We start from the raw sequence: 13933 nt of genomic DNA on the forward strand, positions 1-13933 counted from the left end.
TTGTACATAAATTATTGGTGCTGCTTGATGCTTGTCTGTGTACTTTCACTTTTAAAAAGCGCGAGTAAACGATAATTCAAATTCAGGTGCTAATCGTCGCTGCGCTATTTCATAACTGTCGATATCTTCGCTGCGGTCATTTAGGTAGAAATAGCGTGTACGAGTAAATCGCGCTACATTGACATCTTTAACTGATAACCTAACTTTAGCATCCAAAAACTGTGTCGTTTCAATAAAGAAGCGAGATATTCTATCGTTACCTTCGGTTACTTCTATTTCATCAACATAATACTTAGTTTTATCAAAGTGCTGTCTTAATTGAAACCCCCATGAAAATTGATATTGAGTAAGATCTTGACGAAAATCGACCTTTAAATAGTGCGGAATATAATTAGTAATGATGCGATTATCTTCGATGATTTCATCATAAAATTCTGAATCTTTATAGGTATGCGAGATTTCTAACAAGCCATTTTCTAACACAGGGTCAACCGGCAAATTTAACTTGGTTTCAACAGACCAAAAATCTGCATCGCCGGCATTGCCTAGGCCTTCATTACCTGACGGTAAAAATATTTTTTCATGAATGTCTTTGCGTTGTTCAAAAGCAGCTTCAACTTTTAAACTACCACGCTCGCTAAAACGCCAGTCATAAATAGACGAAAAAATGGTCGCGTGCTCTGGAGATAAGTTTACGTTTCCTGAAATGGTTCGCTCATCAGATGCTTCAGAGCTGGCGGCAAAGTCATTAAAATCTAATTGTTCTACTGTGCGCTCAGCAACAAAGGTAATTGTCGAATGATCATTAATCGTATAGTTGGCTGATAAACGCGGCTTAATAAAATCAAAGCGTTGTGACTGACTGCTTGAACCAATAACGGTAATTTCCGACATTTCTGATGTTAAACCGCCTTCAAAGGTTAACTCGTCAGTTAGGTTATAAACAAAATTAACAAATAACTCACCGCGTATCTCTTCCACGCTATCAGCACCTTCTAGTACTTGTGGAATGTCGTTTTCAATCAAACCTTGTTTGGTTGTTAACTTATTGTTCGCTATTTCTATGCCAAATTCTGGCTTAAAGTCACCGCCACTGACCTTGCCAAAAGTCGTTCGAGCAATCGTTTCTGTTTTACGAGTCTCTATCCAATATTCGCTGGTTTCATTGCTTTGCAGATGCTTTTCTTCAAAAAAATAATATTCGTCAGATTGATGATCGTGTACAGAACCTAAACCAATAAGCCGTAACTTCCAATTATCAAATGTTTTGGCCCAATCGATACCAATTTCAGCCTTATTGTTTTTCTCTTGTTCATTAACTATCCAAAACTCATCTGGCAGAGCCTGGTGGCCAGCATTGGCACTAAAAATATGTTGTGAAATATCATCTTCTTTTTCATCTACGCGTAACGCGGGATAAATGGTTAACTCCCCACCAGCAAGTTCACGTGATAGCTCCGCATTAATGTCCGCTTTTTTATTCAGCGACTCTTTTTGCTCGTTAGCGCTTGAAATTAACGCACCGTCACCGTTGAAATCTTCCACATACGCTGTTCGGTAATTAGGTCTTGCTTCTAATTCAAGATCTAATAACGCATTCCAACGACCTAATTTGGTGGCTAACGTGCCTTCGATTTCGGGTTTTATCTCACCATTGTCGACGCGCCTGATTTTCACGCCCCATAAACCACTTGTTTGAATTTCTTTTTTGATAACATTGGCAATAATGGATTGCCCAGCGGCTTCTGATGCCCCTACGCCGCCACGTATAATTTCGATGTAAGCGACTTGAGCAGCAGGAATGCGTTGTAGCGCGCCACGTAAACCACCCGATTTTGACGTTGGGCGAGCACCATCAATTAACACATTACCAGCATTGCCGCCAAAACCACGTGCATTGGCTCCTGAGTCAAATGAAAAGCCCGGTAAACGCTGTACCATATCTAATGCGTTTTGAGGTGTGTATTGATTAAAAAAACTTGCAGGAAAGGTTGAGTTACTATGCAATGCATCAGTATCGTTATTAACCGTTGTTTGCGCCATAGTGACAGCACTATTGACAAGCAGCCCACTTAGCAACAGTTTGTTTAACCACTTTAATTTCATCAAATCTGACTCACCCTACACGACAAAAATTATGTTAACGATATAAAATCTACCTTAGTTTTATGTTGTTATTAGCACATCAATCACTAAAGGTAGATTTAGCATTACACTAATGTAACTGATTTACTGTGCCGAAATAGGCACTTTTAGTAAAACCGTTAGCCAAATAATTTACATAAGTTTTACATAAGCCAAGGGCTTGCTTCTGTTAGGCTACAACCAGCATTAACTAACGCGTATACTTGTAAAAGTATGCTTACCAGAACAAATTTTATTATGGCAATTAAACCTAAAATACTGATCGTTGAAGATGAAATATCGATTGCTCGAGGCTTAACCGACTTGTTTATTTTTCATGGCTTTGACGTGGTTTGCGAACAAGATGGTCAGCAAGGTTTAACTACTGCGCTTAGCAATAAGTTTGACTGCATTTTGCTTGACGTGATGCTGCCTTCGATGGACGGCTTTAGTGTATGCAATGCCATTCGAACCGCATCAAGAGAGCAGCCCATTGTGATGCTCACCGCAAAAAGCTCTGAAGAAGATATCATTAATGGCTTAACGCTCGGGGCTGATGACTATATTGCCAAGCCCTTTTCAGTTCAAGAGCTTGTCTTGCGTGTGAAAACCATTTTACGACGAACTGGTTGGCATCAAGACAAAGACCGTCTTAATTTGGGTGACGATATTACCATCGACTCTGAAAATTTAACCGGAACAGTTCGAGGTGAGGAAAATATATTTACCCGGCGTGAAATCGATATTCTAACCTATTTGCACCAGCACAAACGCCCAGTGCCTCGCACTGAGTTACTCACTAATGTTTGGGGCTATGCTAAGCCTAGCCTAATTGATACTCGAACCGTTGATATACATATTGCTAAACTAAGAAAAAAAATTGAAGTCAATTGCAAAAACCCACAGCTACTGGTGACCTTTCGCGGTGAAGGTTACAAGTTAATTGTTTAAGCAGACATATATGGCATTTTTTAATAATAACTTTATCAGTAGCCAGCAGCGCATTAATCGTTTGCGAATGATGTTGGCCACGTTTTTTATTTGTTTATTGATCCCGCTAAGTCTGATCATTTATTACGTATTTCAACAAATAGAAAATGATATGGATTTTCAATACCAATGGAAATCGGTCAATGCGCTTAAACAAATCAACAAAAAATTAAACAATCGCGTAAAAATAGAACGTAAACGTCCTGTTGAGCACTATAGTTTTTATCAAATGGTATCGAACCCTTTAACGGGTGAATTAACGCAAGAACTGTCGCCGCTAGCTAACCCGGAAAATTACCCTGAAAATATAGGCCTTATTGGCTACTTTGAAATTAATGCCGATAAAACTTTATCAACACCTTTATTACCCGCTCAAACCAAAACACAAATTAAATCAGCGCACACAAAGTTGCACTGGCAAGAAATAGAACGTCGCTTAGCGGTAAAAGAAACAATTAAGCAAATATTGCTAAAAAACGATTTTGTTATCAACGACGATAAACGCTTAACTAAAAATAGCCCTCAAATTAGCCAAGCAACGGCCAACCTTAAAACTGAATTGTTTCAGGTTAAAATTACCGATAATAACGAGCTAATAATTTTTAGAAACTACTGGCAAAGTCAACACCACAAAATTCAGGGTTTCATCGTCGAGCAAGACGCTTATTTGCAAAAACTATTAAGTGAACACCTTGAACAAGGGCACTTCGACAGCGATGTGCAAATGCGCCTTAAGGTCATTCACCTCGACAAGAGTATTCATCAATATTTTCATTATTCAATTAGTAATGAACAAACACAGGTGGTATTAAGTAACGAACCCATTACCTCGCTGGAAAAAAAATATATCTTTCACGGCTACCTGATCGCACCTTTTCAGCAAATACAATTAATGTTCACCACCAATAATTATCATTTGGGCTCAGCATCAGAGTTTATTATTTTCTTTTTTATCATTTTAATCACTGTATTAGTTACCGGATTTTTAGGCATTTATTGGGTCGGCATTAAACAAATAGAATTAACCGAACAACGGATGAATTTTGTTTCATCAGTAAGCCACGAGCTTAAAACGCCGCTCACTTCTATTTTAATGTATGCCGAAATGTTAAAAGCTGAAATGGTAAAAGAAGCAGATAAACAAAAGGAATATCATGAGTTTATTTATAATGAAAGTGAGCGACTATCTCGATTGATAAATAACATTTTAAAACTCTCAAATTTAAATCGGCAGCAAGAAGTGATTGATCTTGAATACGTTAATATTCTGTCGTTAATTGATACTATTCAATCAAAGGTTTCATCACTGATTGAAAAAAATGACTTTAAGGTTAATTTTGTTATTGGCGACAACGTTAATGAAAACGCTGAAATGCTTGTTGATTTAGACGCATTTTCACAAATTGTGATCAACCTAGTCGACAATTCGATTAAGTTCTTTAACGCTGCAAAAATTAACGACCAACAGCGCCGCCAAATCAACATCACTTTTGACCTAAATAACCAGTCAAATAAAAGCTTAATATTTAGCGTTGCTGATTTAGGACCAGGTATTTCATCAGCCAAGCTCGATCGCGTATTTGAACTGTTTTATCGTGAAGGCAATGAACTCACTCGCACTACACCCGGCACCGGTATTGGTTTAGCCTTGGTAAGCGAATTAGTCACCGCCCAAGGTGGAAAAATTGAAGTAAAACCCAAAACACCAGGGGTTGAATTTGCAATAACATTTGCTGCGCGAAAAATTAAAATGAGTGAACACTAGTTGTAAAACAACAATTTTACCCATAAAAAAAGCCGCTTAGCAGCGGCTTTTATATATGTTTTTCAACATTTAAATCTTTATCATTTAGAACGGGATATCGTCATCAAAGTCGATGGTTGGTTCTTGCGGGTTTACTTTAGGTGCTTGTTGAGGCGCCTGTTGTTGAAAACCACCCTGTGGTTGAGCAGGTTTGTAAGCTTGCTGAGGCGCTTGCTGCTGGTACCCACCTTGCTGCGCTTGAGCTGGCTGCTGATACGCAGGTTGCTGTGGCGCTGCTTGTTGTTGGAAACCACCTTGTGGTTGAGCAGGTTTATTGTAAGCCTGTTGAGCCGGAGCTGGCTGCTGGAAACCACCTTGCTGTTGACCAGCACCGGCACCACGAGAATCAAGCATTTGCATGTCGTTAACAACAATTTCAGTTGTGTACTGATCAGCACCTTGCTGGTTTTGCCATTTACGTGTTTGTAAACGACCTTCAAGATAAACCTTAGAACCTTTCTTTAAGTATTCGCCAGCAATTTCAGCTAAACGTTGATACATAACAATACGGTGCCATTCAGTTTTTTCTTTTTGCTCACCGGTTTGCTTGTCTTTCCAAGTTTCTGACGTTGCTACGGTAAAATTGGCAACAGCACCACCATTTGGCATAAAACGTACTTCTGGATCTTGTCCTAAGTTACCGACAATTATTACTTTATTAATACCACGACTGGCCATGTATGCTGTTCCTATTTATTCAAAGATGTTCGTTCGAAAAGACGATTTTTTACTATCCGGATATTCTACTATAGCTTTAAAATTTCTGACACTAGAAAGTGATACCGAATGCTAACAATCGTAATCAGCCGTGAGATCATCGAGTAAAAACAATAGATAAGCCAAATAAAAAAATATTTCGTGAGGTATTAAAAATAATTTATTGGCAATATCGAAAGTAATGAATAACCTACTTGGCTAGCAACTGCACAATTTCTTGCTCATATGTCGTTTTTTTCTTGTCAGTAAAACCAACATGGGCGCTAACAATTTCACCTTTACGGTTAAATACAAAGCTACTGGGCATGCCTTTTAATTTAAAGTAACGGGCTATTTTACCTTTAGGATCGTAAATAATGTCGAACTTGGCGGGGTTTTCCGTTAAAAATTTGGCAGCTAAATCAGCTTGCGCATCTAAATTAACACTTAATATTTTAAGCCCGTCTTTGCCATAGCGCTGCTGCATTTTATTCATCCAAGGAAATGAGCGCCGACAAGGCACGCACCAAGACGCCCAAAAATCTAAATAAATCACTTTTCCTTGATGCTTGGCTAATACGTTTGCAAAGCTAGGTGGCAACTCAGTTTGAGCCAACAGCTTAAAAGGCGAGATGGCAATCAAACAGATAAACGATAATTGAAGCAGCAGCTTTTTCATGAAAATCCTTGTTGTGACACGTTTATACTTTTTATCTCTCTATTGAGCTTGAAATTGATGCGCAAGTAAAGTCTCTTTTACTGAATCTGCAATGGTTTGGCTTGTTTGTTGTTGATAACAATAATGTACCATCACTGCCGTACCTGAAGCGCACTTTGCTCCGTTTTGCCAAAGCTCTTGGTAAACATCAAATGATGCACCGCCAATTCGGCTGATGTAAGTACGTACTTCTAGCGCCTGACCATAAAACATTTGGGCATGATATGAGACATCAATTTTAGCTAAAATAAGCTGCCAATTATTAGTATCAAGCTCAGGCATAAATAAACGAAATACCGGATCGCGCGCGCCCTCAAACCAAATAGGCACCATGGTATTGTTAATATGACCAAGGGCATCGGTATCGCTAAATCTTGGTGTGATAATTTCTGTGAACATATTTCTCTCGAACTTTATTGTTATGGTTTGGATAAGGTAAATTGGCCAAGCTGGCTTGCTAACGTTGCCGCGAGGTTATTTAAGTTTTCACCAGATTCTGCGGCATCTTTAGCAGCAATCATTAATTGCTCTGAGCCTTTAGCAATATTATCGGTTTTATCGTCAATATCTACTACCATTTGGCTTTGCTGTTCTACTGCCGCAGATATTTCCACCGTGGCATCAACAATTTGGCTAACATTGGAGCTGACTGATTGAAAGGTATTGGCTACTTGCGTAGTGCGCTCTACCCCAGCTTGCGCTTTTTCTACGCCAGTATTCATGGCGCTCACTGATTTGTCTGCGCCTAATTGCAGCTGTTCAATAATACGTTGAATTTCAGTGGTGGAGTCTTGTGTGCGACTTGCTAAGGTTCTTACTTCATCGGCGACAACGGCAAAACCGCGCCCCTGCTCTCCTGCACGAGCAGCTTCAATCGCCGCATTTAACGCTAGTAAGTTGGTTTGGTCGGCAATTTCACGAATAACATTAACAAACTGTCCAATTTCAGTGCTTAAACCAGCAAGTTCATTAATCACTTTTGCTGAGTCATTCACTTCAACAGAAATATCAACAATCGCAGCAGCTGTTTCACCGACAACGCCTTCACCTAAGTTAACTTGTTCACTGGCTTGTTCGGTAATTACTTGCGCTGATTGTGTACTTTGGTTGATCACCGCAACTGATGCTGAAACCTGACTGATTGCTTGGCTAACACCCAAAGTATTTTCTTGTTGTACCGTTAAGCTTTTTTCCATGTTATTGGTCAGTTGATGAATTTCACCTGCGGCTGTTTTTAAGTGCTCAACATCATCATTAAATAATAACAATAGCTGCTTAATTTTATTTTGCATCAGGGCAAAACTGCGGGCAATATCCCCTAATTCATCTTTTGCCGTTAGCGTAAGCTCATCAGTAAAGTCACCATTACCTAGCGCCTTGGCTGCCTGTTTAATGCTGTCAACATTTGCCCGTAATGAGTGATAAATTCCCACTAATAAATACAAGGTTAGCAAGGTGATAAATATTAAGCCAAGGCTGATCAGCCATAAAAATTCAATGCTTTGATTTTGCTTGTTGGTTAGGTTTTCAAACAAAAGTTGTTGGCTTTGCTGTAATAATTGGTCGGCAAGCTGCGCCACTTCTGTTGCCTGAGAACGTGCTTGTTGCGCCGTTAACGCAATATCGTCGGGTTCAATTAACTGTTTTTTTAATAACGCTTGGTAATCATCAAGCGCTTCGCTAAACGCTTGTTGTTTAGTCAGATAAACATTTAATGGCAAAGCTGCAACGCGTTTTAATTGCTGATTATTTTTATGTAATTGTAATTGCAACTGATCAAGGCGCTGATCGAGTGCGACAATCAAGGTATACGACTGCGCGCTAAAGCCTTGCTCGGCTAAAATATATTTGGTCAGTGCTGAAATACGTGCGATATACTCAATCAGTATCGGCATTCTATCAATGCGTGCTTGGGCTAAATAAAAAGAAAGTGGCTCACTGTCTCGGCTTAAACCACTTAAAGCGGCAATGTTTTCGCGTGCGGTTAAGGTATCTTCATATACGGTGGCAAATGCAGGAAAAGCGCTCAGGCCACTAGCCGTTTCTACCTGTTGCCAATGCATGGTTAAGTCATCAATAAATCCGGTAACTTGGCTAAGTTCTTTGGATTGGTCAAGCTGTTGTTGAAACTGCTCAATAGCCGATGTTATATCACCGGCATCGCTGACTTGCGCGGCGCTAATATTTTTTTCAATGTTGCCAAGCTGCTTAATAAACGCTAAGCCCGTTAGCTGCCCTTGGTATTGCTCGGTTAATTTTTGCTGTGCTTGTACTATCCATAAAAATGAGGCCAGTAAAGGTAAATAAAACATTAACGCTAAAAGTAAAAATTTCGCTTTAAAGTTTAATCGGTTAGATAAACGAATAGCAGGCGCGAGCAACGTGGTCATAACATTCCTTTGGTCATTATTTTTGAATAAGCATAACAGTTGACCTGCAAAGTACGGGGATTATTTCATTGAATAAACGTACAGTTATAAAATACCCGCTGAAAATAAAAAAGCCGCTTAATATAGAAGATATTAAGCGGCTTAACGGTTCATGAATGACCAAGAATGAAGGTTAAAGCTTGGCAGCTAACTCCGCAGCTTGTCTGATAGCACGTTTTGCATCTAACTCGGCGGCAACATTAGCGCCACCAATTAAATGGGTACTTACGCCTTTATCGAGTAGTTGCTGATACAAACTGCGCTCTGATTCTTGGCCTGCGCAAATAATCACGTTATCAACATCTAATACTTGTTCTTTACCATCCACTTCGATGGTTAAGCCATTATCGTCGATGCTTTTGTAAGTAACACCTGGGATCATGCTCACGCCATTTTTTTGCAGCGTCGCGCGGTGGATCCAACCGGTAGTTTTTCCTAAGCCAGCGCCCACTTTGGTAGTTTTACGTTGCAATAAATAAATTTCACGCTCCGTTTTTTCATGCTCGGCTTTTTCAAGCAATGCCCCCGCATGAGTGAAATTTTTATCAACGCCCCAATTGGCTAACCACTTATCTGGCTCTGTGGTTAATGATTTTTCTTCTGCTAAATAACAGGCAACATCAAAGCCAATACCACCTGCGCCAATAATGGCGACTTTTTTACCAACAGGCTCTTTGTCGCGCAATACTTGTATATAGCTTTTCACTTTCGGATGGTCAAAACCATTAAGGGGTAATTTACGTGGAATAATGCCTGTGGCTAATACCACTTCATCAAAACCTTCACTTGCCAGTTGTTCAACGGTTTTTTCACTGTTTAAGTTTACTGAAACATTTAATAGTTCCAGTTTTTTACCAAAGTATCTTAAGGTTTCATAAAACTCTTCTTTACCCGGAACTTGTTTAGCAATATTAAATTGACCGCCAATTTCACTAGCGCGGTCGAACAATTCCACTTTATGACCACGCTCAGAGGCATATACACTAAAGGCTAAACCGGCAGGGCCTGCGCCAACAACGGCGATGCGTTTCGACTTGTCAATTTCGCCAAAGGTTAATTCGGTTTCGTAACACGCCTGTGGATTTACTAAACATGAAGCGCGTTGCTGTTTAAAAACGTGATCAAGACAGGCTTGATTACAGCCAATACAGGTATTGATTTCATCAGCGCGGTTTTCTCGTGCTTTATTAACAAAAGCCGCGTCGGCTAAAAATGGTCTTGCCATCGACACCATATCGGCATGTCCGTCAGCTAATACTTTTTCAGCAGTATCTGGGGCATTAATACGGTTAGTGGTGACCAACGGAATAGAGACTTCTTTTTTCATGCGCTCGGTGATCCAAGTAAACGCAGCTCTTGGTACCGAAGTCGCAATGGTAGGTACACGCGCTTCATGCCAGCCAATACCGGTATTAATAATGGTTGCGCCAGCGGCTTCTATGCCTTTGGCCATCGTCACTACTTCTTCCCAAGTATTGCCGCCTTCAACTAAATCGAGCATAGATAAACGGAAAATAATAATGAATTTTTCACCCACTGAAGCTCTTACCGCTTTGACGGTTTCAGTAGCAAAACGCATTCTGTTTTCAATGCTACCGCCCCACTCATCGGTACGTTTATTCACGCGTTTACAGCTAAATTGGTTGATCAAATAGCCTTCTGAGCCCATTACTTCAATGCCATCGTAACCTGCTTTTTGCGCAAGCTTGGCAGATTTTGCAAAATCTTTAATGGTGCCTTTAATTTGGCGAACCGACATTTGTTTTGGCGTAAAGGGGTTTATTGGCGATTTAACTTTACTGGCTGATAAGCTAAACGGGTGATATGAATAACGGCCTGCGTGCAATAGCTGGACACAAATTTTGGTATCATATTTATGCACGGCATCGGTAATTTGACGATGTTTATTTACATGCCAAAATTTACTTAACTCACAACCCATCGGCGCTAAACGGCCGCGAGCGTTAGGGCTAATACCACCAGTAACAATTAACGCGACACCACCTTTAGCTCGCTCTTCATAAAAAGCCGCCAGTTTTTCAAAACCATTTTTCTCTTCTTCAAGGCCAGTATGCATCGAGCCCATTAACGTTCGGTTAGCTAAGGTCGTAAAACCAAGGTCTAGCGGCGCTAATAAATTTGGATAGTGAGTAGATTGTGTCATAAGTTACCAACAATTTAGTTACAAAGGTCAAACCAGTTATCTTATAAAGTAATCGCTCTTTAGCAAAAAAACAAGTTAATTTTGACACCTGTCAGATTAAATTTATTTTCGCCTTATAACTACAGAATAAAAACTGAATCTAGTATCCTGTTTCCACTGTCATTTCCTAATAGCTCAAAGCCTATGCACAAAGAAAAACTGATTGAGCTGATCATCAGTCAACTACACCAAGAATTGAGTATTGCACTCGAAGCTGCAAAAAATGCTCACCTTGCCGCTATCGACGATCAATCGGTCGCCGAAACGCAATACGATACGCTAGCAATTGAAGCGGCGTATTTGGCAGAAGGACAAACAAGGCGTGTTGACGAGATAAAACAGGCGATTTTGGCCTACCAACAAATACCACTTCACACGTTTAATCAAGATACGGCAATCGCGTTAACAGCAATGGTGCAACTTGAACAAGATAGTAACAACCAACATTGGTATTTTATTGGCCCTGCAGCCGGCGGATTTAAAACTACAATTGAGCAACGCCATTATACAGTGATCACCCCACAATCCCCTTTTGGGCAGGCGTTAATAGGCAAATACCTTGATGATGACGTTATTCTTATTTTGGGTACAAAAACAGTTTCTGACTATATTTCAAACTGTTATTAAGTCTGGAAATATTTGGCAATAATATTTAACTCGAATTGCTAGCAATAAATCTAGCTGAATAGGTAATTTGAACTAAAATGTTACTATTGCTTGGCTCAATAGAAAGCAATTAAGGCCACTTATGGACAGCGTAGCGACACCCGAGCGTGAAGCTAGTATAGACATTCCGGCAACCTATGATTTGGGCGATTGTATTTTCAATGCAGCTCATGGCGAGCTCAAATCTAAAATCAACGACAACCACCTGCACCTTGAAAAAAAGGTCGCGCAAGTACTTCATTGTTTAGTTAAAGCCCAAGGGGAAGTGGTTACCCGAGAAGCTATTTTTGATGAAGTTTGGCCAAATATCATCGTCTCTGACGATTCACTGAATCGCTGCATTTCTGTATTACGTAAAAAATTACGACAGTTTGAACATCAGGTATCAATTAAAACTCACCCGAAAGTTGGCTTTCATTTAGTTTATTGCAGCGATCATTCGTCTATTAACAATGAAGCGTTCAATCTAGCATCAACGCAAAACGCAGTATCTGAGGCTACAGTAAATACACCAATTAGCCCCGAAAGCACGCTTGCTATTACTGAAAGCAACAAGCCCGTTTACCTTCGCTTAAGTGTTATATCTTTACTGACGATCTTGGTTATATTCATCGTATTTACTCTTTGGCAATTATCACGTGCCAATAGCCCTTCTAGCAACAAAGCAACGCCGTTATCAGCCCCAACATTAGATCACCATAGAGTGGTCATATTACCTTTTGAATTTAGCCAAAGCATTGCCAGTAAATACCCAACATTAGAAAGCAGTTTCCGACAATTAATTGCGAATCACCCAAGCCTTAGCACCATTTCAGTAAACGAAGTCAAAAGCGTTAGCCACTTATTTTCCCGTGATATTGCTCGCACCTTCCAAGCACGGTTTATTATTCGCGCGAAAGGTTTTATTGAGCAGGAGCGTGATATTTTGCATTGGCAAGTAATTGATGGTCACAATGGCGATGTTTTATTCGATAGCCTGACAAATCTTGCGCTCACCAGCACTGAAATTACGATACGCACGCTGGCAACTCAATTTGTTGAACAAACGCTGCCAGTAATGATAAATAATAACCCTGACGCTTATATGCAGGCAATTATCGAATCGGCGAGCTATTTTTTTATCAGCCAAAAAGGCACAAGTTACAATCGCCCGGCGATTAACATGTTAGCAAAAAGCATTACTGATATTGCGCCAAACTCAGTCGCTGGACTTAAAACATTAGCAAAACTGTTAAGTGTTGAAGTGTGGTCAATGCAAAAACTCTCGCACCCATACAGTAACTTAGCAATGAACAGTTTAGCTAAAGCCATTGAACTAGCGCCACTTGATGCAGAGCTTTATCAATTATTGTCTCGCTTACAAATGGCGAAATATCAATGGCATGAAGCAAGAGCAACGTTAATGAAGGCTCAGCAAGTTTTTCAACAAAACCAAGCAGAACAAAGCGTTAATTTATTTGAATTGCAGCATCAGGCAGGCCAGCTGTCTTCAGAGCTGCTTTTTTATTATCAACAGCAATATCAACAATCACCGCTAAATATTAATATCGGGTTATTTTTGGCCTGTTTATATATGCAAATGAATAAGCCTGAAGAAGCAATCGATATCACTAACAGTTTAGTATTGCAGGCAAATGATTGGGGGGAAACTGGCGCGTTACTTGGCCCAGCGTATATACGCATTGGCGATGAACAAAAAGGTCGCTCGTTATTCTTTTCAGGTTACCAAGCTTTAGGCGTGCCCGAAAGTTACATTGACTCATTATATCAAGGCATCAAATACCCCGACTACCAACAACAAGCGAGTCAATTTTTAACGCAAGCCGCCAATAATGGCATTTTTGAACGAACGGTTTTGCTTTATATGTATGCTGAGCTTGCTGATATAGAGAATTACTTCAAACTGGCTTTTGAGTTAGCCGAAAGCCAACAATATCGCATTTTGTCCGCACTAAGAGCACACAGTAAAGAAATTCGCCAACACCCAAAATTCATCACACTGGTTGAGAAAATTGGCTTAGCCGATTATTGGCAGCAATATGGCCTACCTAACTTTTGCCAGCAAGGTAAAACGCTAGACTGTGCTGGTTAATGTTCACCTAAGACAGTGAATTGGCTTATATCTTTAGTTGCTTGGTCATTCGTTTTTCCTCACAAAAACATCAGCTTTTTATTATTCTTTGATATTTAAAGAAAATACCCACTCACTTATCGCCCATTTTTTATCAATGTTTTGATATCGTTTTCATCCAGAAAAACTGACAAGCTAAATATATAGTCATTGCGTCATCAGCGGTTCTTAT

10 protein-coding genes are annotated in these 13933 nt (G+C 39.9%); 4 read left to right on the forward strand and 6 right to left on the reverse strand.

The window, feature by feature from the left end:
• Window positions 1-51 precede the first annotated feature (51 nt).
• Window positions 52-2106 (reverse strand): TonB-dependent receptor plug domain-containing protein, encoded by a 2055-nt coding sequence (locus ACRRSQ_RS13910; protein ID WP_440876394.1) that lies wholly within the window; start codon window positions 2104-2106, stop codon window positions 52-54.
• Window positions 2107-2382: 276 nt separating this feature from the next.
• On the opposite strand from ACRRSQ_RS13910, the gene ACRRSQ_RS13915 reads away from it, so the two are divergent.
• Together ACRRSQ_RS13915 and ACRRSQ_RS13920 are read left to right on the forward strand one after the other, a co-directional pair.
• The gene (locus ACRRSQ_RS13915) at window positions 2383-3075 is read left to right on the forward strand and encodes a response regulator transcription factor (RefSeq protein WP_440876357.1); all 693 of its coding nucleotides are present in this window, start codon (window positions 2383-2385) and stop codon (window positions 3073-3075) included.
• Between the two features lie 10 nt (window positions 3076-3085).
• Window positions 3086-4879 carry a sensor histidine kinase gene (locus ACRRSQ_RS13920; RefSeq protein ID WP_440876358.1) on the forward strand — a complete coding sequence of 598 codons (1794 nt, stop codon included), beginning with the start codon at window positions 3086-3088 and terminating at the stop codon, window positions 4877-4879.
• Between the two features lie 84 nt (window positions 4880-4963).
• Here ACRRSQ_RS13920 and ssb read toward each other — a convergent pair whose 3' ends face one another.
• The 5 genes from ssb to ACRRSQ_RS13945 all read right to left on the reverse strand — a co-directional run bounded on the left by ssb (window position 4964) and on the right by ACRRSQ_RS13945 (window position 10925).
• Window positions 4964-5596, reverse strand: coding sequence for a single-stranded DNA-binding protein (ssb, locus tag ACRRSQ_RS13925; RefSeq protein ID WP_440876359.1), 633 nt, complete (start codon window positions 5594-5596; stop codon window positions 4964-4966).
• 229 nt (window positions 5597-5825) lie between these two features.
• The gene (locus ACRRSQ_RS13930; protein ID WP_440876360.1) at window positions 5826-6293 is read right to left on the reverse strand and encodes a TlpA family protein disulfide reductase; all 468 of its coding nucleotides are present in this window, start codon (window positions 6291-6293) and stop codon (window positions 5826-5828) included.
• Window positions 6294-6332: 39 nt separating this feature from the next.
• The gene (locus ACRRSQ_RS13935) at window positions 6333-6731 is read right to left on the reverse strand and encodes an acyl-CoA thioesterase (RefSeq protein ID WP_440876361.1); all 399 of its coding nucleotides are present in this window, start codon (window positions 6729-6731) and stop codon (window positions 6333-6335) included.
• A 20-nt stretch (window positions 6732-6751) separates the two neighbouring features.
• Entirely contained in the window at window positions 6752-8722 is a 1971-nt protein-coding gene (locus tag ACRRSQ_RS13940; protein WP_440876362.1) for a methyl-accepting chemotaxis protein, read from the reverse strand.
• Between the two features lie 172 nt (window positions 8723-8894).
• Entirely contained in the window at window positions 8895-10925 is a 2031-nt protein-coding gene (locus ACRRSQ_RS13945) for an oxidoreductase (protein ID WP_440876363.1), read from the reverse strand.
• Between the two features lie 183 nt (window positions 10926-11108).
• Here ACRRSQ_RS13945 and ACRRSQ_RS13950 point away from each other — a divergent pair, with 183 nt between their 5' ends.
• Both ACRRSQ_RS13950 and ACRRSQ_RS13955 read left to right on the forward strand, forming a co-directional pair.
• A complete protein-coding gene (locus ACRRSQ_RS13950) occupies window positions 11109-11591 on the forward strand; it encodes a hypothetical protein (RefSeq protein ID WP_440876364.1) in 483 nt (160 codons plus the stop codon).
• 121 nt (window positions 11592-11712) lie between these two features.
• On the forward strand, window positions 11713-13722 hold the full coding sequence (locus ACRRSQ_RS13955; protein WP_440876365.1) for a winged helix-turn-helix domain-containing protein: 2010 nt from the start codon (window positions 11713-11715) through the stop codon (window positions 13720-13722).
• Window positions 13723-13933: the final 211 nt, after the last annotated feature.

Source organism: Thalassotalea sp. PLHSN55 (assembly GCF_052030545.1).
Lineage (GTDB): Bacteria > Pseudomonadota > Gammaproteobacteria > Enterobacterales > Alteromonadaceae > CANMXU01.

What these genes read in the sequence shown, in the direction of transcription:
- ACRRSQ_RS13910 (WP_440876394.1), bottom strand. Translation starts at nt 2,106, where the DNA reads ATGAAATTAAAGTGGTTAAACAAACTGTTGCTAAGTGGGCTGCTTGTC.
- ACRRSQ_RS13915 (WP_440876357.1), top strand. Translation starts at nt 2,383, where the DNA reads ATGGCAATTAAACCTAAAATACTGATCGTTGAAGATGAAATATCGATT.
- ACRRSQ_RS13920 (WP_440876358.1), top strand. Translation starts at nt 3,086, where the DNA reads ATGGCATTTTTTAATAATAACTTTATCAGTAGCCAGCAGCGCATTAAT.
- ssb (WP_440876359.1), bottom strand. Translation starts at nt 5,596, where the DNA reads ATGGCCAGTCGTGGTATTAATAAAGTAATAATTGTCGGTAACTTAGGA.
- ACRRSQ_RS13930 (WP_440876360.1), bottom strand. Translation starts at nt 6,293, where the DNA reads ATGAAAAAGCTGCTGCTTCAATTATCGTTTATCTGTTTGATTGCCATC.
- ACRRSQ_RS13935 (WP_440876361.1), bottom strand. Translation starts at nt 6,731, where the DNA reads ATGTTCACAGAAATTATCACACCAAGATTTAGCGATACCGATGCCCTT.
- ACRRSQ_RS13940 (WP_440876362.1), bottom strand. Translation starts at nt 8,722, where the DNA reads ATGACCACGTTGCTCGCGCCTGCTATTCGTTTATCTAACCGATTAAAC.
- ACRRSQ_RS13945 (WP_440876363.1), bottom strand. Translation starts at nt 10,925, where the DNA reads ATGACACAATCTACTCACTATCCAAATTTATTAGCGCCGCTAGACCTT.
- ACRRSQ_RS13950 (WP_440876364.1), top strand. Translation starts at nt 11,109, where the DNA reads ATGCACAAAGAAAAACTGATTGAGCTGATCATCAGTCAACTACACCAA.
- ACRRSQ_RS13955 (WP_440876365.1), top strand. Translation starts at nt 11,713, where the DNA reads ATGGACAGCGTAGCGACACCCGAGCGTGAAGCTAGTATAGACATTCCG.